This window comes from Haloarcula quadrata, from assembly GCF_003634715.1.
Classification (GTDB): Archaea; Halobacteriota; Halobacteria; order Halobacteriales; family Haloarculaceae; genus Haloarcula; species Haloarcula marismortui.
On sequence record NZ_RBWW01000001.1, the window covers coordinates 1,349,240 to 1,371,749 of the forward strand.

22 protein-coding genes, 1 tRNA gene and 1 pseudogene are annotated in these 22,510 nt (G+C 62.7%); 10 read left to right on the forward strand and 14 right to left on the reverse strand.

Annotated elements, in window-relative coordinates; genetic code table 11:
- Positions 1-79: 79 nt before the first annotated feature.
- Both BDK61_RS06935 and BDK61_RS06940 read right to left on the reverse strand, forming a co-directional pair.
- Positions 80-1,438, reverse strand: coding sequence for an NAD(P)/FAD-dependent oxidoreductase (locus BDK61_RS06935; RefSeq protein ID WP_121302829.1), 1,359 nt, complete (start codon positions 1,436-1,438; stop codon positions 80-82).
- Between the two features lie 96 nt (positions 1,439-1,534).
- Complete coding sequence (locus BDK61_RS06940; RefSeq protein ID WP_121302830.1) at positions 1,535-2,056, reverse strand: response regulator transcription factor; 522 nt, start codon at positions 2,054-2,056, stop codon at positions 1,535-1,537.
- 216 nt (positions 2,057-2,272) lie between these two features.
- Here BDK61_RS06940 and BDK61_RS06945 point away from each other — a divergent pair, with 216 nt between their 5' ends.
- Positions 2,273-3,226 (forward strand): D-2-hydroxyacid dehydrogenase, encoded by a 954-nt coding sequence (locus tag BDK61_RS06945; protein WP_121302831.1) that lies wholly within the window; start codon positions 2,273-2,275, stop codon positions 3,224-3,226.
- On the opposite strand, the gene BDK61_RS06950 is transcribed toward BDK61_RS06945, so the two are convergent.
- The 4 genes from BDK61_RS06950 to BDK61_RS06965 all read right to left on the reverse strand — a co-directional run bounded on the left by BDK61_RS06950 (position 3,227) and on the right by BDK61_RS06965 (position 7,520).
- Positions 3,227-3,607 (reverse strand): hypothetical protein, encoded by a 381-nt coding sequence (locus tag BDK61_RS06950; protein WP_121302832.1) that lies wholly within the window; start codon positions 3,605-3,607, stop codon positions 3,227-3,229.
- Positions 3,608-3,699: 92 nt separating this feature from the next.
- A complete protein-coding gene (asd, locus tag BDK61_RS06955; RefSeq protein ID WP_011222982.1) occupies positions 3,700-4,737 on the reverse strand; it encodes an aspartate-semialdehyde dehydrogenase in 1,038 nt (345 codons plus the stop codon).
- Between the two features lie 68 nt (positions 4,738-4,805).
- On the reverse strand, positions 4,806-5,240 hold the full coding sequence (locus tag BDK61_RS06960) for a hypothetical protein (protein WP_004962543.1): 435 nt from the start codon (positions 5,238-5,240) through the stop codon (positions 4,806-4,808).
- 54 nt (positions 5,241-5,294) lie between these two features.
- Positions 5,295-7,520 (reverse strand): AAA domain-containing protein, encoded by a 2,226-nt coding sequence (locus tag BDK61_RS06965; RefSeq protein ID WP_121302833.1) that lies wholly within the window; start codon positions 7,518-7,520, stop codon positions 5,295-5,297.
- Positions 7,521-7,622: 102 nt separating this feature from the next.
- On the opposite strand from BDK61_RS06965, the gene BDK61_RS06970 reads away from it, so the two are divergent.
- The 4 genes from BDK61_RS06970 to BDK61_RS06985 all read left to right on the forward strand — a co-directional run bounded on the left by BDK61_RS06970 (position 7,623) and on the right by BDK61_RS06985 (position 10,288).
- Positions 7,623-8,258 (forward strand): IS6-like element ISH14 family transposase, encoded by a 636-nt coding sequence (locus tag BDK61_RS06970; RefSeq protein ID WP_121302834.1) that lies wholly within the window; start codon positions 7,623-7,625, stop codon positions 8,256-8,258.
- Positions 8,259-8,328: 70 nt separating this feature from the next.
- On the forward strand, positions 8,329-9,369 hold the full coding sequence (locus BDK61_RS06975; protein WP_004962537.1) for a tyrosine--tRNA ligase: 1,041 nt from the start codon (positions 8,329-8,331) through the stop codon (positions 9,367-9,369).
- 12 nt (positions 9,370-9,381) lie between these two features.
- A complete protein-coding gene (locus BDK61_RS06980) occupies positions 9,382-10,071 on the forward strand; it encodes a class I SAM-dependent methyltransferase (protein WP_007188038.1) in 690 nt (229 codons plus the stop codon).
- A gap of 146 nt (positions 10,072-10,217) precedes the next feature.
- Positions 10,218-10,288: transfer RNA gene (locus BDK61_RS06985), tRNA-Gly, on the forward strand.
- Positions 10,289-10,590: 302 nt separating this feature from the next.
- Here the strand turns inward: BDK61_RS06985 and BDK61_RS06990 are convergent.
- A complete protein-coding gene (locus BDK61_RS06990) occupies positions 10,591-10,905 on the reverse strand; it encodes a hypothetical protein (RefSeq protein WP_049938778.1) in 315 nt (104 codons plus the stop codon).
- 385 nt (positions 10,906-11,290) lie between these two features.
- Here BDK61_RS06990 and dinB point away from each other — a divergent pair, with 385 nt between their 5' ends.
- On the forward strand, positions 11,291-12,652 hold the full coding sequence (gene dinB, locus BDK61_RS06995; RefSeq protein ID WP_121302835.1) for a DNA polymerase IV: 1,362 nt from the start codon (positions 11,291-11,293) through the stop codon (positions 12,650-12,652).
- 6 nt (positions 12,653-12,658) lie between these two features.
- On the opposite strand, the gene BDK61_RS07000 is transcribed toward dinB, so the two are convergent.
- Positions 12,659-13,006 carry a hypothetical protein gene (locus tag BDK61_RS07000; protein WP_007188033.1) on the reverse strand — a complete coding sequence of 116 codons (348 nt, stop codon included), beginning with the start codon at positions 13,004-13,006 and terminating at the stop codon, positions 12,659-12,661.
- Positions 13,007-13,175: 169 nt separating this feature from the next.
- On the opposite strand from BDK61_RS07000, the gene bluB reads away from it, so the two are divergent.
- Together bluB and BDK61_RS07010 are read left to right on the forward strand one after the other, a co-directional pair.
- Positions 13,176-13,847 (forward strand): 5,6-dimethylbenzimidazole synthase, encoded by a 672-nt coding sequence (gene bluB, locus BDK61_RS07005; RefSeq protein ID WP_121302836.1) that lies wholly within the window; start codon positions 13,176-13,178, stop codon positions 13,845-13,847.
- Positions 13,848-14,016: 169 nt separating this feature from the next.
- Entirely contained in the window at positions 14,017-15,954 is a 1,938-nt protein-coding gene (locus BDK61_RS07010) for a helicase HerA domain-containing protein (protein WP_121302837.1), read from the forward strand.
- Between the two features lie 27 nt (positions 15,955-15,981).
- Here BDK61_RS07010 and tpiA read toward each other — a convergent pair whose 3' ends face one another.
- The gene (gene tpiA, locus BDK61_RS07015) at positions 15,982-16,629 is read right to left on the reverse strand and encodes a triose-phosphate isomerase (protein ID WP_005535122.1); all 648 of its coding nucleotides are present in this window, start codon (positions 16,627-16,629) and stop codon (positions 15,982-15,984) included.
- Between the two features lie 96 nt (positions 16,630-16,725).
- Here tpiA and BDK61_RS07020 point away from each other — a divergent pair, with 96 nt between their 5' ends.
- Positions 16,726-17,331, forward strand: a complete 606-nt coding sequence (locus BDK61_RS07020; protein ID WP_121302838.1) for a response regulator — start codon at positions 16,726-16,728, stop codon at positions 17,329-17,331.
- A gap of 1 nt (position 17,332) precedes the next feature.
- Here BDK61_RS07020 and BDK61_RS07025 read toward each other — a convergent pair whose 3' ends face one another.
- The 5 genes and pseudogenes from BDK61_RS07025 to hisC form a co-directional block, all read right to left on the reverse strand.
- Positions 17,333-17,860, reverse strand: coding sequence for a multiprotein bridging factor aMBF1 (locus BDK61_RS07025; protein WP_121302839.1), 528 nt, complete (start codon positions 17,858-17,860; stop codon positions 17,333-17,335).
- A 67-nt stretch (positions 17,861-17,927) separates the two neighbouring features.
- Positions 17,928-19,168 (reverse strand): annotated as a pseudogene (locus tag BDK61_RS07030) (RNA-guided endonuclease InsQ/TnpB family protein).
- Positions 19,169-19,331: 163 nt separating this feature from the next.
- Complete coding sequence (locus tag BDK61_RS07035; RefSeq protein ID WP_004962502.1) at positions 19,332-19,940, reverse strand: CDP-alcohol phosphatidyltransferase family protein; 609 nt, start codon at positions 19,938-19,940, stop codon at positions 19,332-19,334.
- Positions 19,937-20,443 (reverse strand): adenylate kinase family protein, encoded by a 507-nt coding sequence (locus tag BDK61_RS07040; RefSeq protein WP_121302840.1) that lies wholly within the window; start codon positions 20,441-20,443, stop codon positions 19,937-19,939. The genes BDK61_RS07035 and BDK61_RS07040 overlap by 4 nt, the downstream gene beginning before the upstream one ends.
- Positions 20,440-21,522 carry a histidinol-phosphate transaminase gene (gene hisC, locus BDK61_RS07045; RefSeq protein ID WP_121302841.1) on the reverse strand — a complete coding sequence of 361 codons (1,083 nt, stop codon included), beginning with the start codon at positions 21,520-21,522 and terminating at the stop codon, positions 20,440-20,442. The genes BDK61_RS07040 and hisC overlap by 4 nt, the downstream gene beginning before the upstream one ends.
- Positions 21,523-21,778: 256 nt before the next feature.
- On the opposite strand from hisC, the gene BDK61_RS07050 reads away from it, so the two are divergent.
- Positions 21,779-22,477 (forward strand): chemotaxis protein CheC, encoded by a 699-nt coding sequence (locus tag BDK61_RS07050; protein ID WP_011223071.1) that lies wholly within the window; start codon positions 21,779-21,781, stop codon positions 22,475-22,477.
- The last annotated feature ends 33 nt before the right edge of the window (positions 22,478-22,510 follow it).

Consider the following 22,510-nt stretch of genomic DNA (forward strand, 5'->3'; position numbering starts at 1 on the left):
ATTGTCCCGGTGACGGGTCTCAGCCGGGGATTAAAGGCACGCAGCCGTAGTTAGCCGGTCGCACACCTAAGGGTGACGTTCAGACGGCGTAGTCGTCTTCGCGCAGCTGGACGTACTTGCCGTTGCGGGAGGAGAACTTCCCCCATTTGTAAGCCAGAACCATCTTGATGCCGTTGTAGCCGCCACGGAGCGCCGCATCGGCCTTGATTCCGCGGGCGTCCATCAGGTCGTTGGCGGTCCTAAAGGCTCGGTCCCAGTCGCCGGGCCGCCAGTCTCGAACCATGTCCGCGAAGGTGACGTTCCGGAGGATTTCGTCGCCGATGGCGTCGTGCCAGGCGTCGTTGTACCGTTCGAGGCGGTCGTTCGCGGCGAGGCGGCCGGCGATTTTTCCGGTTCGAACGGCGACGTGGTCGCCGCCCTCGTGGAACGCCGAGGTGGTCCCCATTGCCCCACCGGCCACAGCGATGCCAGCACCCACCGGGGATTCTATCGGCCGGGTCGAGGAGATGGGGTACGTTTCGGTCCCCTTCGATTTCCCGCGCTCTTCGACGAGCGGGAAGTCGTCGAGGTCGTACGCCTGAAACTCCCGTTCGAGCAGTCGCTCGATGTACTGCCGGCCCTGCGGGATGCTGTCGTCGCTCGCGTTGAGGAGGTCCCACTCGGCGCTGTCGTAGGCGTCAATATCCAGCCCGATGGGCATCGTCAGACCGATGCGGGCGACGGAATTGTCGTTCGGGAAAATCCACGGGTACGCCGTGTGACCGGGCATAATGCCCCACCAGAACTCGATGAACTCCGGTGTGAACAGTTTCTCTGGCATCCGGCGGTGCTCTTGATAGGCGATGTGGTTGACCTTGTTCGACGGCATGATATCGGCCATCGTCTGTCCGGCCGGGAGGAACTGGTCGAGCGTGCCGCCGGTGATAGTCCGCTGTGGGCCGTCGGCGAGAATCACGTACTCGGCGGCGATGTCTTCGCCGTTGGCCAGCCGGACGGTGTGTCGCGGCGAACTCCGGAGGTCTGTCTCGACGCTGGTGACGCTGACGCCGACGCGGTAGTCTGCGCCCGCGTCCGTCGCCCGCTCACGAAGCCAGTCGTCGAACCGCGCTCGATGGAAGGTGATGCCGAAGCCGTCAGCGCTGGAACTGATACCGGTCTCGGTAAGCGTCATCTCCGTCGAGGGGCCGTAGAACTTCGCCCCGTCGAGTTCGCTCAACACCACGTCTTCGGGGAACTCCGACCGCGGGATATCCATGATGTCGAACCAGTAATCGAGCAACCCGGCGGCGTCCGTCGAGTCCGGCCCCGTCCCCTCGCGGTCGGCTCTGGGGACCCCCTTTTCGAGGAGGACGGCGTCGGCCCCGTGGTTGGCTGCAGCCTCGGCCGCCGACGACCCGGCCGGGCCACCACCCACAATGGCGACGTCTACGTGTTCCATACCCGCTACGGTGTCCCGCGCCCGCTAAAACCTATTGTCTTGCATCGAAACTGGGGTCTGACGCGCTCACCTGACTGAACTGGAACGCACTGTGCCCTACGACTCGGACACTGCGTCGGCGGGTGATACGTCGTGTTGTTCCAGCCGTTCGACGGCCCGCCGGTACGCGTCGCTCTCTGCGAGCGCTGTGGCCCGTACAGCGTCGGCAACTGTTGCCCGCCGGTCGGCAAGTCCCAGAAGTTCCCGGCGTTGTGCCTCGTATTCACATCGGGTCCGGACCGTCGAAAGTACTGACAACAGAGTGTCCCGGTCAGCGGGCTTTCTGAGATACGAGTCGACTGGAATATCCAGAATATCCACGTCCGGCTTGACGCTGCTTATCATCACGACCGCAGGGGTAACTGACCGCTGTCGGAGCTTTTCGGCGACTGTTTCGCCGCTCAGTTCCGGCATCTGCCGGTCCAGCAGTACTGCATCAACTGAGTCGTCGACGCACTGCAACCCCGTACGACCGTCACCAGCCTCTATAACTTCATATTCCGCCGGAAGCCAGAGCTTGTAGAGCTGTCTATAGTCTTCGTCGTCATCGATCACCGCAACGCTCGTCGATTTCCCCATTCCTTGAACGCGGTACGCTGGCCATCCTACAAATATGCTAAGATATCGGCGTATTATTACTACAAATTTTACTAATTCAGGCTGGTATTTCTACCGTTCTCTAACTATAGCAATAGCAACACTATCTCTGGCGGACTATCAACAGACTGCCGGCACCGTTTTGAGGCCCCCGCGTGGAGCAGACGGTATGGCTCTGCACGCCACAGGAGAGGTTCAATGGCCGACATCGTCGTGACGCGCTACGGCGTTCACGGAATGCCGGTCGACCAGTACGTGACAGCGCTCCGGGAACGACTGCCGGAGTGGGATGTCGCCGTCGCAGAGACGCCCGAAGCCGAGCGGGACTTGATTGCAGATGCGACAGTCCTGACTGGGAACGACGTCTCGCCGGAGCTGGTCGACACTGCCGACTCGCTGAAGCTGTTTGCAGGGACATACGCTGGATACGATCACCTCCCACTCTCGGACCTGGCAGACCGTGACATCGCGCTCACGACGGCCTCCGGCGTCCACGGCCCGAACGTCGCCGAGAATGTCGTCGGGTCATGGCTCGCCTTTGCCCGGGGTTTCTTCACCGCCCGCCGCCACCAGCGCGACCACGTCTGGCAGTCGTTTCACACCGACGACTTCGCCGGTAGCCGCGTCTGCATCGTCGGGCTGGGAGAAATCGGCGAGGCCATCGTCGACCGCGTGCAGGGGTTCGGTGTGGAGACCGTTGGCGTCCGCTACTCGCCGGAGAAGGGTGGCCCGACGGACGAGGTGTACGGCTTCGACGAGATCCACGAAGCGGTCACCGACACGGAGTACGTTGGGCTCGCCTGCCCGCTCACCGACGCGACGCGCCACCTTATTGACGCGGAGGTGTTCCGGACGATGCATCCTGACGCCGTGCTCACCAACGTGGCCCGCGGCCCAGTTGTCGATACCGACGCGCTGGTCAGTGCGCTTCAGCGCAACCACATCGGCGGCGCGGCACTGGACGTGACCGACCCCGAACCGCTGCCCAGCGGCCATCCGCTGTGGGACTTCGAGAACGTCCTCATCACGCCACATAACGCCGGCCACACGCCGAGCTACTACGAACGGCTTGCTGATATCGTCGCCGAGAACGTCCAGAAGGCCGAGCGAACCGGCGAATGGGGCGGTCTCAGGAACCAAATCGACCTCTAGTCACTGCCGGCTGGCGAGATATCCGGCGCGGGCTTCGTACACCAGATAGGATACCACTGTTACAGCGAATACGCCGCCGAGTAGGTGCGCGACTGTACCGCTCCCGAGGCTAGTGCTCCCGACGGTACCCTGCAGCAGTTCGACTACGGCCACTACCGCCGCGAGCCCAATGTACCGCCAGCGGGCCGCGACCGGAAGCGTCTCGCTATCACCTGCCAGCGCGAGATACAGGTGTGTGCCAGCCAGAACGGCGAAGTACGTAGCTGCGACGAGCACGACCGAGGCGACAGGGCCGAGCGGAACCGCCCGGAACAGGAGCGCCCAGACGAGGACGACAGCGCTCACCACCCCGATCTGAAGCTTCGTATCGCGGGAGACCATATGCCAGAAGTCGAGTCTGGCCGTGAAAAAATATCGGATCATCTAGCAGTTCTCGTGCGACTCGGAAGAACGGCACTCGGCGACCGTGACCGTTACAGATAGCCGCGCTTGTTGAGCAGTTCGCCGTTCAGCACGCTCGCGCCCGCGGCACCGCGCATCGTGTTGTGTGCGAGGCAGTTGAACTGGACGCCGTCGGTCGTCTCGCGGAACCCGCCGACTGCGACGCCCATGCCGTCCTCAACGTTGCGGTCAAGGCGTGGCTGTGGGCGGTCGGGTTCCTCGAACACCGTGATGAGTTTCTCCGGCGAAGACGGCAGGTCGATGCCGGTCACGGACTCCATCGCGGCCTCGGCGTCGGCCGCAGAGATGTCCTCAGCCGTGTCGGCCCAGACGTTCTCGAGGTGGCCGTCGAGCGTCGGGATGCGGTTACAGGAGGCGGCCACGTCCATCTCGTTGAGCTGGACTTCTGCGCCGTCGAACGAGCCGAGCAGTTTGCGCGATTCGCTCTCCATCTTCTGCTCTTCGCCGCCGATGTGTGGGATGGCGTTATCGATGATTTCCATCGACGTAACGCCGGAGTAGCCCGCGCCGGAGACGGCCTGCAGGGTCGAGACACGCACGTCGGTCAGGTCGAACTCGCGGTCGAGGGCGGCCAGCGGCGGGACCATCGTGATCGTCGAGCAGTTCGGGTTCTTCAGGAGCGCGCCGTCCCAGCCGCGCTCGTCGCGCTGGACCTCAAGGAGGTCGACATGGTCGGCGTTGACCTCGGGGATGATGAGGGGCACGTCCTCGTCCATCCGGGCGTTCGAGGAGTTTGACGAGACTGTGTAGCCGGCTTCACAGAACTCCGGTTCGACTTCCGCGCCGACGCTCGACGGGAGCGAGGAGAAGATGAGACCGACGTCGTCGGGCACCGAATCCGGGTCGGTGGCGCGGACTTCTAACCCAGCCACGTCCTCGGGAATCGGAGAGTTGACGCGCCACTTGGCGGCGTCCTTGTATGTCTCGCCAACGCTCGCGTCGCTGGCGGTCAGTGCTGCGATTTCGAACTCGGGGTGGGGGTCAAGCAGCTGGATAAGTCGCTGCCCGACTGCGCCAGTCGCACCGAGCACACCTACGCGTACAGTCATCGCTTGACACACGGCTACGGGTGGTCAAAACAGTTTGGATACGAAGCCATACCGCCGCCCTCGTCGGGTTACTCGTTTTCAGTGTCTTCGAACACCCATTCGATGACGCGGGCCTCGACGAGGTCCCGCTCCTCGACGTAGGGGTCGTCGCGATTCGCCAGCGCCTCCTCGGCCTCGGCGCGCATCTCCGCCTCGATTTCCGTGTGGTCCGGCTCGTCCCGAATATCGTTCAGCAGCGCCTCGAAGTCCTCCCGGAGGTCGAAGGAGGCGCGGGCGGCGTTACACCGGGACAGCGGGCTCATCCCGGTCTCTAACACGAGGTCCCGCACCGTCTCCCAGTCGGAGCCACAGAAATAGATGGACACCTCGCCGACGATGTCCTGCCAGGCGATGGGGTCGGCGTGCTTGAGCAACGGGACCGCCCGCGGCGGCAGGTCCAGACGGGTCTTCGTGTCGGGATTCCCGCACAGACAGCAGGCTTTCTCCGTTTTCCCCGTGTACATGTGCGACAGTTGGGTCGGAGATATTTGGACCCATCGCAGTCGGACGGTGGCTCTCTACACCGGAATGAACTCGGGGTCCACGTCATTCAGGCGGTCGGTGTTCGAGACGAACTGATAGAAGTCGCTGTAGAGGTCCGTACACTTCCCGTCCACGTCGTAGCGGAGCGTGTGCCAGTCGGCGACAACGGCGCAGTACTGCTTCGCTCGGGTGAGCGCGACGTTCAATCGACGGGGGCCGTCGACCGGCCGCCCGAGGAACCCGACGGTCCCCTCGGCGTTGCTTCGGACGAGCGAGAGGACGATGGCCGTCCGTTCACCGCCCTGAAACGAGTCGATGGTGTCGACAGTCACCCTGTCTCCAGCGTCGGTCCGCTCTGTGAGCGTCTCGCGGATACGTGACACCTGCGCGCTGTACGGTGTGATGACGCCGATTTCCTCGGCAGGTACGTCTGCCAGCAGGTCCTGAACGAGATGCGCGACGAGGCGGGCTTCGGTGGGATTCGTCCTGGAGTGCCCGACGGTTTCGACCCGACCGCCGACGTTGTACCCTTCTATCGCTGGGCGGTCGGGAAGCGGGTCGACGGCCCGCCCGTTCCGCAGCGTCCGGTCGTAGAACCGCCGATTCGGGAAGTACGCGATGTCGCGGTGCATTCGGTACTGGGTCTGGAGCTGGAGGCCGACACCGTCGTAGACGCCGCCGTCGGCGTAGAGATGCTCGAACAGCGAGTGGCCGTAGCTCGATTCTGGCGGTTCATCGCTGGCGCTGTAGGGCGGGAGCTGTCGATGGTCGCCGGCCAGCACGGCGCGGTCGGCCCGGACCAGCGGGATACACGACGCCGCGCAGGTGGACTGTGTCGCTTCGTCGAGCACGACCAGGTCAAACCCACGGGCGAGCGTGGCGGCGCTGTTGTTTGTCACCGCCACTACGTCGGCCCGCCCGGGCACGTCGCTGTAGGCGCGCCGGACAACGTCGTTTGCCGACTGGCTCGCGTTCACGCGGTCGAGCGTGTAGTCGTCGTCGCCGTGCTGGCCGTAGGCGTGCAGCGACTGCGGGTCGGCCTCGTCGCTCCTCGACGACCCCGCCACGAGGTTGTCGACGGCCTGATTCGAGTCCGCACACACCAGCACGTCCTCACCGGCCTGTGCAGCACGCCGGACGATTTCGACCAGCGTCCGCGTCTTCTCGGTCCCCGGCGGGCCGTGAATACAGAACAGGTCGTCGGCCAGCAGCGCGTGCTCGACGGCCAGTTGCTGCTCCTGATTCAGTTCCGCGTCGAACTGGTCGCTCCGGGCGGCTGCTCCGTTTGAGAATGTTATCGGCCGGTCGCCGGCGAGCACGTCCCGGAAGCGGTGGTCGGCCAGCGAGTCAATCGCCTCCCGTTCGCGGTCAAACGGAACGGGATTGAGCACTGCTGTGAGCCCGTAGGTGGTGTCACCGTCGGTGAGTGCGCTTTCGAGCGCCGTCGCACCGTCGACCTCGGCCCAGTTCACCGCGACCCAGACCGACCGGCCGCGGATACGCTCGACTGTCGCCGGCACCGGGAACGGGCCGTTCTCTCGGGTCCCGTCCACGTCGTGAACCAGCACCTCGTTTCCCTCGTGGATGCCAAACACCGACTCCACGACAAACGCCCAGTCGCCGTCCTGCCTGGTGGCGACATCCGCGGGCGGGTCGACGTGGAACCGGTATGTGCCGTCGTCTCGGCCCCGCGCATGGAGTTCGGGGACTGCGTCGCCACCGGCTTCGTACACCCTGTCAGGTGAGCGCCGCTCGGCGCGCTCTCGGTTTTGCCGGCGAGTCGCCTCGCGTTCGCGCTCAACGTGGGAACGCAAGCCGTCGAGCAACTCTGCAGACGGGATCGGATTTCGGGCCGGTTCGCTGTCGTCTACTGGCGAGTCGTAGGAGGGTGGGTACGTCTCCGGGACGTAGTCGGAGTGCCAGAAGCGGATCCGGTCGGCCAGCCTCGTGGCTCCGAAGGCATCCGCGTCGACGAAGTCCCGTTCGCCGTCGCGCTCGAAGACGAATATCCCGCCGTGGAGGGAGTGGTCGGTGAAGGCGACGAACTCGTCGGTGACCTGCGCCGAGTTCGGTTCGTGCAGCGGGATACAGACCCAGTCCTCCTCGGGGTGGGCGAGTTCGTCGTGATGGCCCGCAAACTCGGCGACCGGCCGCACAGGGACGACATCGCCGTGGTCGTCGAGGGCGTCGTCGTCGGGGACACACAGCGATGCGCCGTCGAGGTCGAAGGACCCGATGACGTGGTCGAACAGGAGCGACATCTACTCCCGAATGTGCCCTGCTGTCATAAAACAGTACGGCCCACCTCGACGGTCGTGTTTAGTTAAGCGTGAAAAGTGAGGCGAGAGTGATTTCAGCTGTCCATGGCAGAAATCACGCGCCTCAGCGGATGTAGAGACTGGATTGATTTGGGTTTTGTGGAGCGCGAGCGGACACCCGAGCCAGCGATGGCGTTGGGTATTCAATCGCACGTTGCGGGCCTCTCGCTATCGAATACCGTTGAATTACTCGAAGATCTGGGTGTCCAACGCAGTCGCAAAGCCGTCCACGATTGGGTGCAGAAAGCCGATCTACAGCCCGACTCTGGAAAATCTCCGAATCAGATTGCGATTGACGAAACAGTGATTCGGATCAACGATCAGCAGTTCTGGCTGTACGCCGCGGCCGATCCGCAGTCGAACGAACTGCTTCACATCCGGCTATTTGCGACGACTACGACCACTCTCACAGAAATTTTCTTGCGCGAACTTCGGCAAAAACACGACGTCGAAACTGCCGTCTTTCTCGTCGATGGCGCTCAACATCTTCAAACTGCACTGCAACGAGCTGGACTCCGATTTCAGATGTCTCGCCACGGAAATCGGAACGCTGTCGAACGGATTTTTCGAGAACTAAAGCGACGAACCTCGTCGTTTTCGAATTGCTTTAGCCATGTCGAACCGGAAACAGCCGAAAATTGGTTGCTGAGTTTCGCTCGCTGGCACAATGCTACTAACTAAACACTACCACCTCGACAGCCCGTCACACCGGACAGGAACGTTTTAATCGCCGGACCGGTCACACATCCGTATGGATACCGCCGAGCGACTCGATCTGGTGACGCGACACACCACAGAGGTCGTCACCGAGGACGAACTGCGGACGCTGTTCGAGGAGAGCGACCCGTCGGCGTACATCGGCTACGCGCCGACCGGCGAGATGCACATCGGCCACTTCACGACGATGCGAAAGCTCGCTGACTTCCTGCGGGCCGGCGTCGACGTGACGGTTCTCATCGCGGACCTGCATGCTCACCTCGACGACAACAAATCGCCTTTCGATCTGCTGGATGCCCGTTCGGCCTACTACGAGACGGCCATCGAGGGCATGATTGAAGCGGCCGGCGCGGACCCCGAGGACGTGACCTTCGTCCGCGGGACCGACTTCCAGCTCGACGAAGAGTACACGCTGGAGATGTACCGGATGGCCGCCGAGACGACCATCTCTCGTACGCAGCGCGCGGCCAGCGAGGTCGTCCGCGAATCTGAGAGCCCGAACCTCGGCGGACTCATCTACCCGCTGATGCAGACGCTCGACGTGAAGGCACTCGATGCCGACATCGCTTACGGCGGTGTCGACCAGCGCGGCATCTACATGCTCTCGCGCGAGATTCTGCCCGACCACGGCGGCGAGTCGCCGATCTGTCTGTTCGCGCCGCTGCTATCGGGCCTGTCCGGTGGCAAAATGAGCGCCTCGGACGAAGCGTCGAAGGTCAACCTCACCGACAGCCCCGATGAGGTCGACGAGAAAATCAATCAGGCGTACTGCCCGGCCGGCGAGGTCGAGGAGAACGGCGTGCTGGAGTACCTCCAGCATCTCGTCTTTCCCGTGCTGGACGTTCGCGGCGATTCGTTCGTCGTCGAGCGCCCGGAGGAGTACGGCGGCGACCTGACCTACGAGAGCTACGACGAGGTCGAATCGGACTTCGTCAGCGGCGAACTCCACCCCGCCGACCTGAAGCCGTCGGCCGCCAGCGCGATCTCGGACGTTATCGACCCGGTTCGGGAGCGACTGGCCGACGAAGACGAGCTACTCGCCGAGGCCTACCCCGAAAAGTACGGCGCGGAGTGACGCGGTCGACCGATGTCACCCTCCGATTCGAGCGGCGACAGTGACGACCCGGCGCGCTCGCGGGCTGCCGTCCGCCGGACCTACGAGGACATCGGCGACCACTTCTCGAAGACCCGCGAGTACGCCTGGCCGGAGGTCGAATCGTTCGTCGACGAGTCCGGCAGTGTCGGGACGGCGCTCGATGTCGGCTGTGGCAACGGCCGCCACGCGGAACTGCTCGCGGGGGTCGCTGACCGCGTCGTCGGCCTTGACGCCAGCCGCGCGCTCCTGCGGGCGGCGACCGACCGCGTCGGCGACAGCGTTGCGCTACTGCAGGGCGACGCGACCCGCCTTCCGCTCGCTGCCGGGGCCGTCGACCTCGCGGTGTACGTCGCGACGCTGCATCACCTCCCGTCACAGGCCGCCCGCCGCGCCAGTCTGGACGAACTGGCCCGCGTCCTCGCGCCGGGCGCTCGGGCGCTCGTCAGTGCGTGGAGCACGGCCCACGACCGCTTCGACGCCGACCCCGACGCGGACGAGGGCTTTGACACGACCGTCGACTGGACGCTCCCCGGCGGCGAGACGGTCCCGCGGTTCTATCACATCTACGCGCCGGCCGAATTCGAGCGCGATGTCGCCGACAGCGACCTCCGGCTCGTCTCGATGGAGCTGTCAAGCGGCAACTGTTACGGGGTTGTCGAGCCAGAAGGGAAACGCACTTAATTGCCTTCCATCTATGAGGGTATACGTTCGCACTCGGGCGAAACACAGTCCGCCGAGTCTGTGTCTGCACGAGTGAGCGGCGGTGGTGAGCAAATCCGACGGATTTGCGAACGACGCCGCGCGTGAACGAAGACGCGAAGCGATGAGCGGCGGTGGTCTAGTGGTAGGACCTGAGCCTTCCAAGCTCATGGCCCGGGTTCAAATCCCGGTCGCCGCATCCTGCGAGGAACGGACGTGACGAGCGGATGCTGTACGGAGAGATTTGAATCACGCGAGACGAGTGCAACGAGTCTCGCCATCGGGTTCAAATCCCGGCCGCCGCATTTTGCTGCGAGTACAGCCGCGAGCAGCAAATGCTATACAGAGTGATTTGAACTACGGAAAGCCGAGCGATAGCGAGGATTTGCAGCCGAGTTCAAATCCCGGTCGCCGTACTGTGCCACAGACAGTGACGACCAGCCGAGGCGTTTGAACTTCGCCGCGGTCGTTCTCTGGTCGACTCCGCAACTGCCGACACCCTCACTCCGGTTCGACGGCAGCCTGCTCGAACTCCTCCCAGTCGTCGCCCATCCACTCTTGCAGGCGGTCGGTGACGCCGGCAAAGTCCTCGCCGTCCTCAAAGGACTCGACGACAACCCAGCCGTCGCCATCGCGGTCGTAGCCGAGGCTGTAGCCGTGATCCCCGTTGATAATGACGACGAACGCGGCCACTACATCGAGGTCAGGGAAGAACCCGACCGGCGCAAACCCGTAGTCGTCGTGCTGGGCTTCGAGGGCCGAAATCTCGCTCGTCGAGAGCGGTCTATCCGGCAGCGAGTCCGTCAGTTCGGTCATTACGTCGCAGTCGTGGGGAGAGGACTGAAAGCGTTTCGAGCGGAGCGCGCTCAAAGTGTGAGCTAGATATAACTTCAGCCAACATTGAAGTGCTATCATGTCTTTTGTTAACATGGAGCTTCCTACGCTCCCGGCGGGAACGACCGTCGTACCATCCGGGATTGGCATCGGCGGACGACAACTCGCCGGTGGAGCAATGGCCACTCCACCGGCCACGTATCGCTTTGCAACCAACGGCGTACAGAGCATCTGGCACCCCACCCCCACCCCACCACTTTCCCTGCGCCCGTTTTTCGAGGAGGATTCGATACACCAGACTACGACTTGACCTGATTGGCTCGGCGAGGGCCGGTGGGGTTTTCTGCCAGTACGCGTAGCGTCGGGTATGGACGCTGCGCGGCTCCCCGGGACCAGCGGCCCCGAGCAGATAGTCGCGCATGTCGATATGGACTGTTTCTACGCCGCCTGTGAACAGCGGCGGGAGCCCGCACTCAGAAATGAGCCACTCGTCGTGGGGATGGGCTACGAGAACGGCGCGACCCACGGGGCTGTTGCGACAGCGAGCTACGAGGCCCGAGCGTACGGTGTCGAATCAGCGATGGCCATCTCCGAAGCACTGGAACGCCTTCCACGGAAGGTTGAGGCTGTTGCGGACCCGGACCTCACTGTCGAAGACGCCGGCTTCTATCGCCCAGTTGACATGGATTTCTACGAGTCCGTTGCTGCGGATGTCCGGGAAATCCTCCATACCGAAGCGGATGTCGTCCGCGAGGTGAGTATCGACGAGGCGTATCTGGATGTGACCGAGCGGGTCTCATGGAAGACGGTCAGGTCGTGGGCGCAGGACCTGAAAGACACAATCGAGTCCGCGGTGGGCGTGGTCGCGAGTGTCGGCGTTGCCCCGACGATGAGCGCCGCGAAGGTGGCCAGCGACCGCGACAAGCCGGACGGCCTGGTCGTCGTCGAACCGGGGGCCGTCCGAGAGTTCTTCGATGACCTCCCTGTCGAGGACGTGCACGGCGTCGGCCCGGTCACCGCCAGAGAACTCGCCGCACTCGATATCGAAACCGCGGGGGACCTCGCGGCCGCTGACCCGGAACTGCTGGCCGAACACTTCGGCGAGCGCGGTCGTGAAATACGCCGCTACGCCCGCGGTGAGGACGAGCGCTCGGTGACGCCGAAAGGCGACCCCAAGAGTCTCTCACGGGAGTCCGCGTTCACTGACGCGACGACCGATATAGAAGCCAAGTGTCGACAGGTCCGCACCCTCGCCGATGCCGTCGCTGACCGCGCCGAGCGAAAAGGCGCGCGGTATCAGACCATCGGCATCAAGGTCGTGACGCCGCCGTTCGATGTGAATACGCGGGCCCGGTCGCTCCCCGGTCCAGTCGAGGAGCCTGAACTGGTCAGACGCATCGCGCTGGACCTGCTCGGCGAGTTCGCCGACGATCCCGTTCGGAAGGTCGGTGTCCGTGTTTCGAACCTGGACTTCTCTGCCGGCGAACAGGCCAATCTGGACGGGTTTGGCGGTGACAATGGTTCCGAGGAGGCGTCCGGTAGTTCCCGCACCAGCAGTACCCCAGCGGCAGCCGACGAGTTGGATGACGACGGGCAGGTCGGACTCGGGACGTTCGTTGCGAACGACGGGGATACCGAGGCTGTCGAAGACACGGCGGGCGAGGGAACAGACGCCAGTGAGACGCATATCTCGCTCCCGCCCGGTCAGACCACGCTCGCAGAGTTCTAGACGTTCTCAGGCGACACCGTGTTCCAGATTTTCCAGCAGCTTCCCGACGAACAGGCCGGCTCGCGGCGAAATAGTGTCATCAGCTGGGACATCCGTCGGATGTGCGGCCAGCGTGTCGACGAACCGCTGGCTGTGGGTCATTGCGTGCAGCATATCGACCACATCGACCACCAGCCCCTCGTCGCTGGTGTCCATCCCGGCGTAGCGCTCTTTCTCCGCCTCGGTGTAGGAAATCGTCCACGCCGGGCCACCTGCGGCCGCGACGATATCGTCGAGCGGGGCCACTTTCAGGGGACCGTCGTCACTCCCGACGTACACGGTTCCGTCCTCGACGAACGTCTCGTATCTGTCCATAGACAGCCCAGCCGAACAACCGTGTCAAGGCATCCCACCGCAATAGCCGTTACCCCGTCCTGAACTGACCGGTAGCCACCACGGTCTGCCCTGCATTCGGGTCTCGCTGTATTCGGGACATTCGCTGGCCAGCACAACCGGTATACAACTGTCGTCTGTCATGGAACATATGGTTGAGTTCGGCCCCCGAGACCGCGAGGCAGTCTACAAGTCCATTTATTCGCGACGGGACATCAGACGATTTGTCGGCGACCCAGTTCCCGAGGAAGTACTCGGACGGATTCTAGACGCTGCCCACAACGCGCCCAGCGTCGGGTTCTCGCAACCGTGGGATTTCATTGTGATAGAAGACAAGCAGACGAAATCAGCGGTCGCAGCGATTGCCGAACGGGCGATAGCCGCCGCACGCGAAGGCTACAAAGAGCCGCGCAAATCAAAGTTCGGCCAGTTGAAACTGGAGGGAATAACCGATGCGCCGGTGAATATCTGTGTTACTTGTGACCCCACACGTGATGCGCCACACGTTCTCGGCCGGAACACGATGCAGCGAATGGACGTTTATTCGACGTGCCTTGCCGTGCAAAACCTCTGGCTCGCTGCCCGTGCTGAGGGCATCGGTGTCGGCTGGGTCTCATTTCTGTATCCCCACGAACTCCGTGATGTGTTGAACATTCCACACCACATTCAACCCGTGGCCTACCTCTGTGTCGGATACCCAGAGGACGGCTTCCCGTCCGAACCAGTACTGCAACAGGAAGGCTGGCGTAGTCGTATCGACAGATCTGAACTGGTCCATTACGACGAGTGGGACCCCAGTCGGACGCCCGAAACGAAGTCATAGCGGCGTCGGTAACCGAAGCCCCGTCGGTAGCACACGAGAATTTGAAGCCCGAGCGAGCGAAACCTCGGACTGGCTTCGAACTGCTTGCTGCGTCCAGACCTGTTCCACAGCTGATGGGCGTCTGACGGAGAGTTATGGGGCCTGCGCGTCTCATTCGTGACAGAAACGCATGGCAGAGACCGAACAGATAACTGTCGCGACGACGAGCGCGGGGCCGGGTGGGACCGGGGAGCCGGGCGAGACCGTCAATCTCCCGGTGGTGGAGCTGCTGACCGGCCGGGGGTTCATCACCGGCAAGAGCGGGTCTGGAAAGTCGAACACGGCGAGTGTCATCGCCGAGAAACTGCTTGACAACGGGTTTGGACTGCTTATCGTCGATATCGACGGCGAGTACTACGGTCTGAAAGAGGAGTACGAGATACTCCATGTCGGTGGCGATGAGGAGTGTGACATTCAGGTCACGGACGACCACGCCGGCAAGATCGCTTCGCTGGCGCTTGAACAGAACGTCCCTATCATCCTCGACATCTCGTCGTTCCTTGACGAGGAGGAAGCAGAGACGCTACTGACAGAAGTCGCCAAGCAGCTGTTCGCGAAGGCAAAAAAACAGAAACAGCCCTTCCTGATGCTCGTCGAGGAGTGCCACGAGTGGATGCCGGAGAAGGGTTCGATGGGCGAGGTCGGGAAGATGCTCATCAAAATCGGGAAACGCGGCCGGAAACACGGGCTTGGCATCGTCGGCATCAGCCAGCGCCCGGCCGACGTAAAGAAGGACTACATCACACAGTGCGACTGGCTTGTCTGGCATCGCCTGACCTGGAACAACGACACGAAAGTCGTCGGGCGCATTCTTGATAACAAGTACGCTGACGCCGTCGAGGACTTAGACGACGGCGAGGCGTTCATGATGAACGACTGGGCCGAGCAGGTCAGCCGGGTCCAGTTCCACCGCAAGCAGACGTTCGATGCCGGTGCGACGCCGGGTCTTGACGACTTCAAGCGCCCTGAACTCAAGTCCGTCAGCGACGACCTCGTCTCCGAACTGGAGACCATCAGCGAGGACCAGCAGGAGACGGAGAACCGCATCAAGGAACTCCGTGAGGAACTGGACAAAAAGAACTCCCGCATCGCCGAACTGGAGGCAGAACTGCAGGACGCCCGGGACCTCTCGCGGATGGCCGAGCAGTTCACCGAAGCAATGCTGGATCAGGCCGAGGACTACAACCCCGGCCGGACAGAACAGGAGAAGATGCGTCGCCAGCGCGAACGGTTCGCCGACCAGCAAGCGTCGGACGGCGACACAGACGCCGTCAGTGAGGCGGACGCCGACGGTCCCCATGAGCAGCCCCCGGAACCAGACGAGACCGCTGACGCCACGTCTGGCGGCGGATTTGGCGATGCGTTCAGTGCCTTTGCCGAGGACGGGGCCGCGATGAACGGCGGCAGCGCCAGTGGCGGCGCAGACGCGAATGGAAGCAGTGCGGACGCCGGACAGGAGTCGGATGCTAGCAGCACGGACGCTGAATCGGCGTCAGACTCCAGCAGTGTGGACGCTGAACCGACATCGAACGGTCACGCTGCGAACGCCGACGTAGTGGCGAACGGGGCCGTCGCAAACAACGGTGCGGTGGCCGCGCCAGTCAACGGCCAGGCTGAGACAGAAACTGCTGAGGCTGATGACGAAGCTCTGAGGGCGGCCATCGCCGAGGCCGTTGAAGCTGAGCAGTCGGACGAGGCAACGGGGTCCGCTGACAGCGAGACGCCAGCCGACTTTGACGGCCCCGCTGTCTACGGCGACCTGCAAGCCGATATCGAGGAGTTGGACCGAAAGACCTGCCGGATGCTCGCGTACTACCGCGAGCAGGGCCCCGGGACGCCGCTGAACGCACATTTCTCGGCCGGCGGCTCCGGCGACCGGACGGCGGCCTATGCGCGAAACAGAGAACTCCGGCTCCGCGGGCTGGTCGAACACGTTGGCCGCGGACAGTACGACACGCGGCTGGCGGCGCTGGTTCAGGAGGAGAGCGACCGCCGGCTCGACGACAACGAGGTCGAGTCAGTCGTCTCTCGACTCGAATCGGCGTTTCTGGACGGGGACAGCGACTGAAAAGGTAGTACTGCGACGCCGTCGATTTTACAGCAGCGGTTCGACGAGGTCTTCGAGTGCGGCGCGCGGGTCGTCAGCCTTCGCAACGCCGCTTGCCAGTAGGACGCCGCTCGCGCCGAGGTCGCTCGCCGAGACGAGGTCTTCGCCGGTCGAGATGCCGGCCCCACAGAGCACGTCCACGTCACCGTTAACGCGAGCGGCAGCATCGACTGCGCCGGTCACGATATCTGGGTCTGCCTTGCTGACGGGCGTGCCAGTCCCGATGAGTTCCGGTGGCTCGACGGCCACACCGTCGGGGTCGAGCGCGGCGGCCGCGCCGATCTGTGCGGGGTTGTTCGCACAGACGATCGTTTCGAGGTCCGCGCGGTCGGCGGCGTCGAGTGCCCCATCGATGTCCGCGAGCTTGAGCCGGTTTTCGGAGTGGTTCAGCAGCGTCCCGACGGCACCGGCGTCCGCAGCGGCCTCTGCGAGGGTGCTGCCGGTGTGGCTGCCGTGCTCGACGGCGCTGACGTGCTGAGCCCACGTTTCGACGCCGGTCTCCGCCACAGCGCTGATCTGGGCAGCCTGTGGCGCGACGGCAACGCGAACGCCGGAATCGTCGCTGACGTCAGCAGCAGCGGTTGCTACCTCGACTGGGTCACACGGGTACGCCTTCAGATTGACAAGGACGAACATACGAAACGAACCGGTTGCTGTGGGGAAATAGGTTGCGAAGCCACCGCTTGGCGTCCCTACCACTGCGACTTCGCTTTCTCGTTCCACCGCTCGGGGATGACAGTTATTACGATTCAGCCGAGACAAGAAATGAGACAAGCCGTGACAGCAGGGGATGACGACACACCGACCGTTCTGATAGTCGAGGACGAACAACACCTGGCCGACCTGTACACCGATTACCTGGCCGACCAGTACCACGTACAGACGGCTTACAGCGGCGAAGAGGGCTTAGAACTGCTGTCGACCGATATCGACGTGGTGTTACTCGACCGCCGGATGCCGGTCGTCTCCGGCAACGAAGTGCTCGCACAGATTGAAGAGCAGGGGCTCCGGTGCCGCGTCGCGATGGTTACCGCCATCGACCCCGACTTCGACATCATAGAGATGCGCGTCGACGACTACCTCGTCAAACCTGTCACCCGTGACGAGCTACAGGAGGTCGTCGACCGGCTGTACAGTATTCGGGAGTACAACGACCGACTCCGGACACTCACATCAAAAAAGCTCAAGCGCAACGTCCTCCGCGTCGAGAAAACCGACCGGGAACTGCAGGACAGCGAACGATATCAGAAACTCCAAGACGAGATTGAAACTATCTCGTCGAACGTTGAGTCACTCGCAGACGAACTCGACGTAGAGAAAGACGACCTCCAGTTGTAACCTAGTCCTTCCGCTTCACGACGTCGCCGAGCGTGTACTCGCCGTCGCTGCTGCCGCCGGACCACTCGGTCTCGTCGGCGCTGCCGCCGGCGCTCAGGGAGATTTCGAGCGCGCTTTCGAGTTTCTTCTGGACGTCGTCGCTGGGCAGTGAGTTACCCTGTTCGAGCTTCCGGATCAGGCTTGCCTTCTCGTTGAGTTGCTTTGCGAGTTCCTCCTGGCTGAGTCCCTGGGACTCCCGGCCCTTGCGGATCCGGTCGTGGTAATCCTGTGCGATCTCGTCCATCTCGTCGAACATATCCCGACGGCGGCCACTGGACCCGCCACCCGTGGAACTCGACGAGGAGGACGAACTCGACGACGATGACGAGGAGGACGACGTCGAGTACTTCGTCGACGTAGACGACGTCTCCTCCGTTTTGACCTCCGTGCCGAAGTCGGTACACTCGTCACAGACGTCGAGTTCGGCTCCCTCGATTTTGACGCGGTTCGGAGACGAAACCTCCGTCCCGCACATCTCGCACTGAACCATACCGACGGCTTGGACGGGGCGCGGTTTGAATGTTGCCCTGCGCACGCTGGCGCGGGGAATCCTGTTCTCACGTAGACAGGCTTCCTGTTTCGGTGACGTGACTTGCAGACATTCGCTGAAGATCAGCGGTGTCCGTAGCGGTCACAGTCTCCACAGGCGTTGATTCGGGCCATCCCAGCCCTAGTTCAGAAAACCCCCTTTGCAAGACGTTCATCGCTGCATTCGCATCCCTATCTGTCTCAAACCCACATGATGGACAGGAGTGTTCCCGGACCCAGATGGACTTCGATGACTCCACACCACACACCGCACATTCTTTTGTCGTCCCTGCCGCTTCGACCTGCACAACGTGCGTACCGTACACATCGCCCTTGTATTCAAGCAAAGTGATAAACTGTCGCCACGCCGCATCCTGCTTGTTCCGACCGTTTCCATCCGCTCGAAGCATACTCTGAACGTTCAAGTCCTCCACAAACACGGCATCGCACTCCTTGACGAGCCACGTCGTTATTTTGTGCTGGTAGTCCAGCACTTTCCGGTGGATGTCGCGTTTGGCCTTCGCCACTTCGACTCGCTGATTCTCGTAGTTGTTCGACCCATGTTCTTTCCGCGAGAGTTTGCGGTGCGCACGTCGGAGTCGTTCGTATTCGCCTTCGAGGTCGAGCCAATCCACGGTCTTCCCGTCGCTGGTATGGATGTAGTTCAAGATGCCGAGGTCAATACCCACGCTGTTGCTCGGGTTGAGTGAGTCCACATCGGGCTTCTCGGGCAAATTAGCGTCGTCGATTTCCAACCCAAAGGAAACGAACCACTCACCGGTAGTCTCTTTTTTGAACGTGGCTTCCTTTATTAAGGAATCAGCAGGGATTGGACGGGAGTACCGTATTTTGACCCATCCGACTTTGCTGAAGCGAACGTACGCAAACCCGTCTTGGCCCCTCTTTTCATCGAGGTCGAAACCAGACTGGTTGTACGTCACGCTCCGGTAATCGGTAGGTGCTTGCCGTTTGAGACGACCAACGGTGTGCCCGTTCTCTTTTGTTTACGAAGGTTCGAGAGGTTGCGGTGGAAGCGGGCAACGGTAGCTTGCGCGGCTTTCGAATACGTTTCCGCGAACACTGGCCATTTTTGCTTCCACTCAGGGAGTTTGTTGTTCTGGTCGAACTCACTCGGCTTAGCATCCACGGGGCTGTTCGTGTAGTCCCATCGGACGTGGTTGTATAGTTGGCGATGAATATCTACCTGATGTTCCAGTTCGTCCGCTACCCCTTCTGTCGGATAGGCACGGTAGCGGTAACTGTGTTCCATCGCTATCCTTGATTGTCGACATGTTTATTTAATGGTTTGTGACATGGAGTTTCGGCTTCATCCCCGTTCATGGTGTGTCGGGGGATTCGCCACGCTGATCAGTATAAATAGTGCACTGGTCGTTCTCAGCGGGATGCCGGTCCGTCAATTGCTGAACTGATGTTCAGTCGAGCGCCCGCATCGCGTGATAGAATCGCTGGGCAGCGGTGACGTGGCCGACGACGGCGAACACGACCAGCAGCCAGCCGACCAGCGTCAGTCCGGCCAGTGCGTTCGGGACGAACGCCGCGACGCCCGTGACCACACCGACAAGTGCAAGCCGGTCAGCGCGACCGAGCAGGCCGCCGTACACGCGGTCGAGGCCGACCGCCTGTGCCTGCGTCCCGAGATAGGAGGTCATCAGGACGCCAGTGACGGCGGCGATGCCCAGTTCCCACTGGCTCACACCGGCAGCGAGGCCGACGATGATGCCGATGTCGGCGTAGCGGTCGAGCACGTGGTCCAGCAGGTCACCGCCCGAGGACGCGACGTTCAGTTCCCGCGCGAGCGCGCCGTCGACGAGGTCGAGCCAGCCATTCAAAAAGACGAGAACGGCACCGCCGAGATACAGCAGGGGCTCCCGCGTAGCGACGGCGTACACTCCGCCCGCTCCAAGGGCCAGCAGAAACGCGATGACGCTGACGCCGTTGGGTGAGAGGCCGGCAACCTTGGCGGCGCTGACGAACGGGCCAAGCGCGCGGTCGGCCAGCGGGCGGAACTTATCGAGCGTCATAGCCAGTCGATGTAGGAGACAGTCCCTGCACTCGGCTCGCGTTCACCGGCCACGACGGCCTGAATCTCCTGTGCCACCTCGTCGGGGTCCCGGTCCGTCGTCTCGATTTCGTAGACGGACTCCATCCCGTGCTCCTCGACGGCCTCGCCGAGGATGACATCGAGCGCTTCCGATTCCGCGTTCTCGTAGGCCTTCGAATCGTCGTCGCCGCGCTCACGAAGCCGCTCGACGATGGTTTCAGGGTGGGCTCGCAGCACAATCACCCGGTCGGCGGCGAAATGATGCGCGAGGTGGGATTCGAACAGCACGTCGTCGCGGCTGTCAAGCCACTCTGACAGCCTGTCGAGGTCCGCGACGAGGCTCCCGCGGTCCTCGTCGATGCCCGTTGAAAACCCCTCGTCCTTGATGATGTCATTGAGATGGAGGACATCGAGGTCTGTGTCGAGGTGTTCCGTTGCCGTGGTCTTGCCTGTCCCCGGAGTGCCGGTAACGGCGACTCTCACGCCTTAACCCCCTCGATAACCTCGTTCAGTACCGAGACGGCGCGTTCCGTGTCCTCGCGCGTTCCGCAGGTGATACGGATGCATTCGGGGAGCCCGAACGAGGAACAGTCGCGGATGATGACGCCGCGCTCCTGGGCGGCATCCGCGATGGCCGACGCGTCGCCGACCTCCGCGAGGATGAAGTTCCCCGCGCTGTCCCAGGTCGGTGCGTCGAGTTCCGCCGAGAGGTACTCCCGGGCCCACGCGGCGGTGTCGACGGAGCGCTCAACGTGCTCATCATCGTCGAGCGCCGCCAGTCCGGCGCGGCAGGCGAGTTCGCTGGCCGAGAACGGCGTGTTGATGCGGGCGTAGGCATCGGCCCAGTCCTCGGGAACGACCGCGTAGCCGAGTCGAATCCCTGCGAGTCCGTACGCCTTCGAGAACGTTCGCAGGAGCGCAACGTCGTCGCGGTCGGAAAGTAACGGCCGTTTGCTCGGTTTTTCCGTGAACTCACCGTAGGCTTCGTCGACGAGGACCAGCGTCTGCTCGTCGGTTTCTTTGGCGATAGTCCGGACTGCCTCGGTCGTGAACTCTGCCCCGGTTGGGTTGTGCGGACTGGTGAGGTAGACGATTCGCTCGCCGTCGTAATCTTTCAGGACGGTGTCGGCGGTCTGGGCGAAGTCGTCGGCCTTCGAGAGCGTGTACTCGTTGACCTCGCCGTGGTGATAGCGGGCGCTCATCGCGTAGTACGCGAAGCCCGGCGACGGGACGAGCACGTCCTGCCCGGGGTCGAGCATGGCTCGGGCGAGGCAGTCCAGCGCGCCGTCGCCGCCGTTGCTCAGCCACACCTGTTCGGGCGTTACGTCCCACATATCCGCCAGTTCGTCGACGAGGTCGGCGTGGGAGGCCTTCGGATAGGAATGCATCCGTTCGGCCGACCCGCGAATCGCCTCGACGGCGTCCGGGCTCGGTCCGAACATATTCTCGTTTGACGCCAGCTTCACCATGTCGTCCGGGTCGAGACCGAGTTCCCGGGCGACCTCTTCGATACCGCGACCTGCCCGATAGACAGTGTGAGCGGAGAGGTCCCGTGGTTCCATGGCTGTGCAAAACGGACGGGGCGGCTTAAGCGTGCTCACATCGGGCGTGGCCGTGGCTCCCCAGCGCGTATGGCACAGAAATTCGATGGCGGCTTCCCGTGAGAAACCCGTCGATGACGGGTAAGACACGGAATAGCACGCTCCCCACCAAATCTCTGTCAGTCAGTGGTAATGAGGGTTACGGTGGCCCACCGTCGGGTTGCCGACCCTGCAGCCACCGAAAACGGTAACACATCATAGGTCCTGATACTGTGCAATGCCGCTTCTCATCGATATTCGGAAACTCACACTCATCACCAGACTCATTCAGGACGGGGCCGAGCAGGTCGCCGATTCGCTGGCGACACTGGCCGGCGTCGACGCCGCCGTCGAGATCAAGAGCCTCTCGTTTGTCCAGCCGGAGGACATCGCCACCGAGATGGGCGGCGGGACCATCTACAGCGCTCGTGTTCGGCTGACAGAGCCGCCGTACGGCGTCTTCCTGATGACATTCGAGACGGAGACGGCCGCGGAGATCGCGGAGCTGATGACCGGCTCCAGTGTCGAAGATGGGTTCACACAGCTCCACGAGTCCGCGCTGCAAGAGATGTGTAACATCCTCACCTCGGGCTTCATCGACGGCATCGCGAACACGCTGAACGCGACAATCAACATGGGGACGCCGACGGTCGTACAGGACGACGCGACCGAGATTGCAGACAAGGCCCTCTCGCACGTCCGCCGGGACTCGCTGACTATCGTGCTCGACTCGCTCGTCGACATCAAGGAGAGCGATGTGGCGTTTTCGCTCCGCATTTTCCTCATCCCCGATCCCGGCTCATTCGTCCACCTTATCGACCAACTGGACTACGACACCGACCGGGAAACGCACATCTCTGCCGACACCGACGCAGTCAAAGAACTCGATATGTCAGGTGACGCGGACGCGCTCGATGCCTTCGATTCCTCAAAGTAGCTGTGTCGAACCCACGACGTTGAATAGGGTCGC

Coding starts and splice junctions, on each gene's coding strand:
- BDK61_RS06935 (WP_121302829.1), bottom strand. CDS start 1,438: ATGGAACACGTAGACGTCGCCATTGTGGGTGGTGGCCCGGCCGGGTCG.
- BDK61_RS06940 (WP_121302830.1), bottom strand. CDS start 2,056: ATGGGGAAATCGACGAGCGTTGCGGTGATCGATGACGACGAAGACTAT.
- BDK61_RS06945 (WP_121302831.1), top strand. CDS start 2,273: ATGGCCGACATCGTCGTGACGCGCTACGGCGTTCACGGAATGCCGGTC.
- BDK61_RS06950 (WP_121302832.1), bottom strand. CDS start 3,607: ATGGTCTCCCGCGATACGAAGCTTCAGATCGGGGTGGTGAGCGCTGTC.
- asd (WP_011222982.1), bottom strand. CDS start 4,737: ATGACTGTACGCGTAGGTGTGCTCGGTGCGACTGGCGCAGTCGGGCAG.
- BDK61_RS06960 (WP_004962543.1), bottom strand. CDS start 5,240: ATGTACACGGGGAAAACGGAGAAAGCCTGCTGTCTGTGCGGGAATCCC.
- BDK61_RS06965 (WP_121302833.1), bottom strand. CDS start 7,520: ATGTCGCTCCTGTTCGACCACGTCATCGGGTCCTTCGACCTCGACGGC.
- BDK61_RS06970 (WP_121302834.1), top strand. CDS start 7,623: ATGGCAGAAATCACGCGCCTCAGCGGATGTAGAGACTGGATTGATTTG.
- BDK61_RS06975 (WP_004962537.1), top strand. CDS start 8,329: ATGGATACCGCCGAGCGACTCGATCTGGTGACGCGACACACCACAGAG.
- BDK61_RS06980 (WP_007188038.1), top strand. CDS start 9,382: ATGTCACCCTCCGATTCGAGCGGCGACAGTGACGACCCGGCGCGCTCG.
- BDK61_RS06990 (WP_049938778.1), bottom strand. CDS start 10,905: ATGACCGAACTGACGGACTCGCTGCCGGATAGACCGCTCTCGACGAGC.
- dinB (WP_121302835.1), top strand. CDS start 11,291: ATGGACGCTGCGCGGCTCCCCGGGACCAGCGGCCCCGAGCAGATAGTC.
- BDK61_RS07000 (WP_007188033.1), bottom strand. CDS start 13,006: ATGGACAGATACGAGACGTTCGTCGAGGACGGAACCGTGTACGTCGGG.
- bluB (WP_121302836.1), top strand. CDS start 13,176: ATGGTTGAGTTCGGCCCCCGAGACCGCGAGGCAGTCTACAAGTCCATT.
- BDK61_RS07010 (WP_121302837.1), top strand. CDS start 14,017: ATGGCAGAGACCGAACAGATAACTGTCGCGACGACGAGCGCGGGGCCG.
- tpiA (WP_005535122.1), bottom strand. CDS start 16,629: ATGTTCGTCCTTGTCAATCTGAAGGCGTACCCGTGTGACCCAGTCGAG.
- BDK61_RS07020 (WP_121302838.1), top strand. CDS start 16,726: ATGACAGTTATTACGATTCAGCCGAGACAAGAAATGAGACAAGCCGTG.
- BDK61_RS07025 (WP_121302839.1), bottom strand. CDS start 17,860: ATGGTTCAGTGCGAGATGTGCGGGACGGAGGTTTCGTCTCCGAACCGC.
- BDK61_RS07035 (WP_004962502.1), bottom strand. CDS start 19,940: ATGACGCTCGATAAGTTCCGCCCGCTGGCCGACCGCGCGCTTGGCCCG.
- hisC (WP_121302841.1), bottom strand. CDS start 21,522: ATGGAACCACGGGACCTCTCCGCTCACACTGTCTATCGGGCAGGTCGC.
- BDK61_RS07050 (WP_011223071.1), top strand. CDS start 21,779: ATGCCGCTTCTCATCGATATTCGGAAACTCACACTCATCACCAGACTC.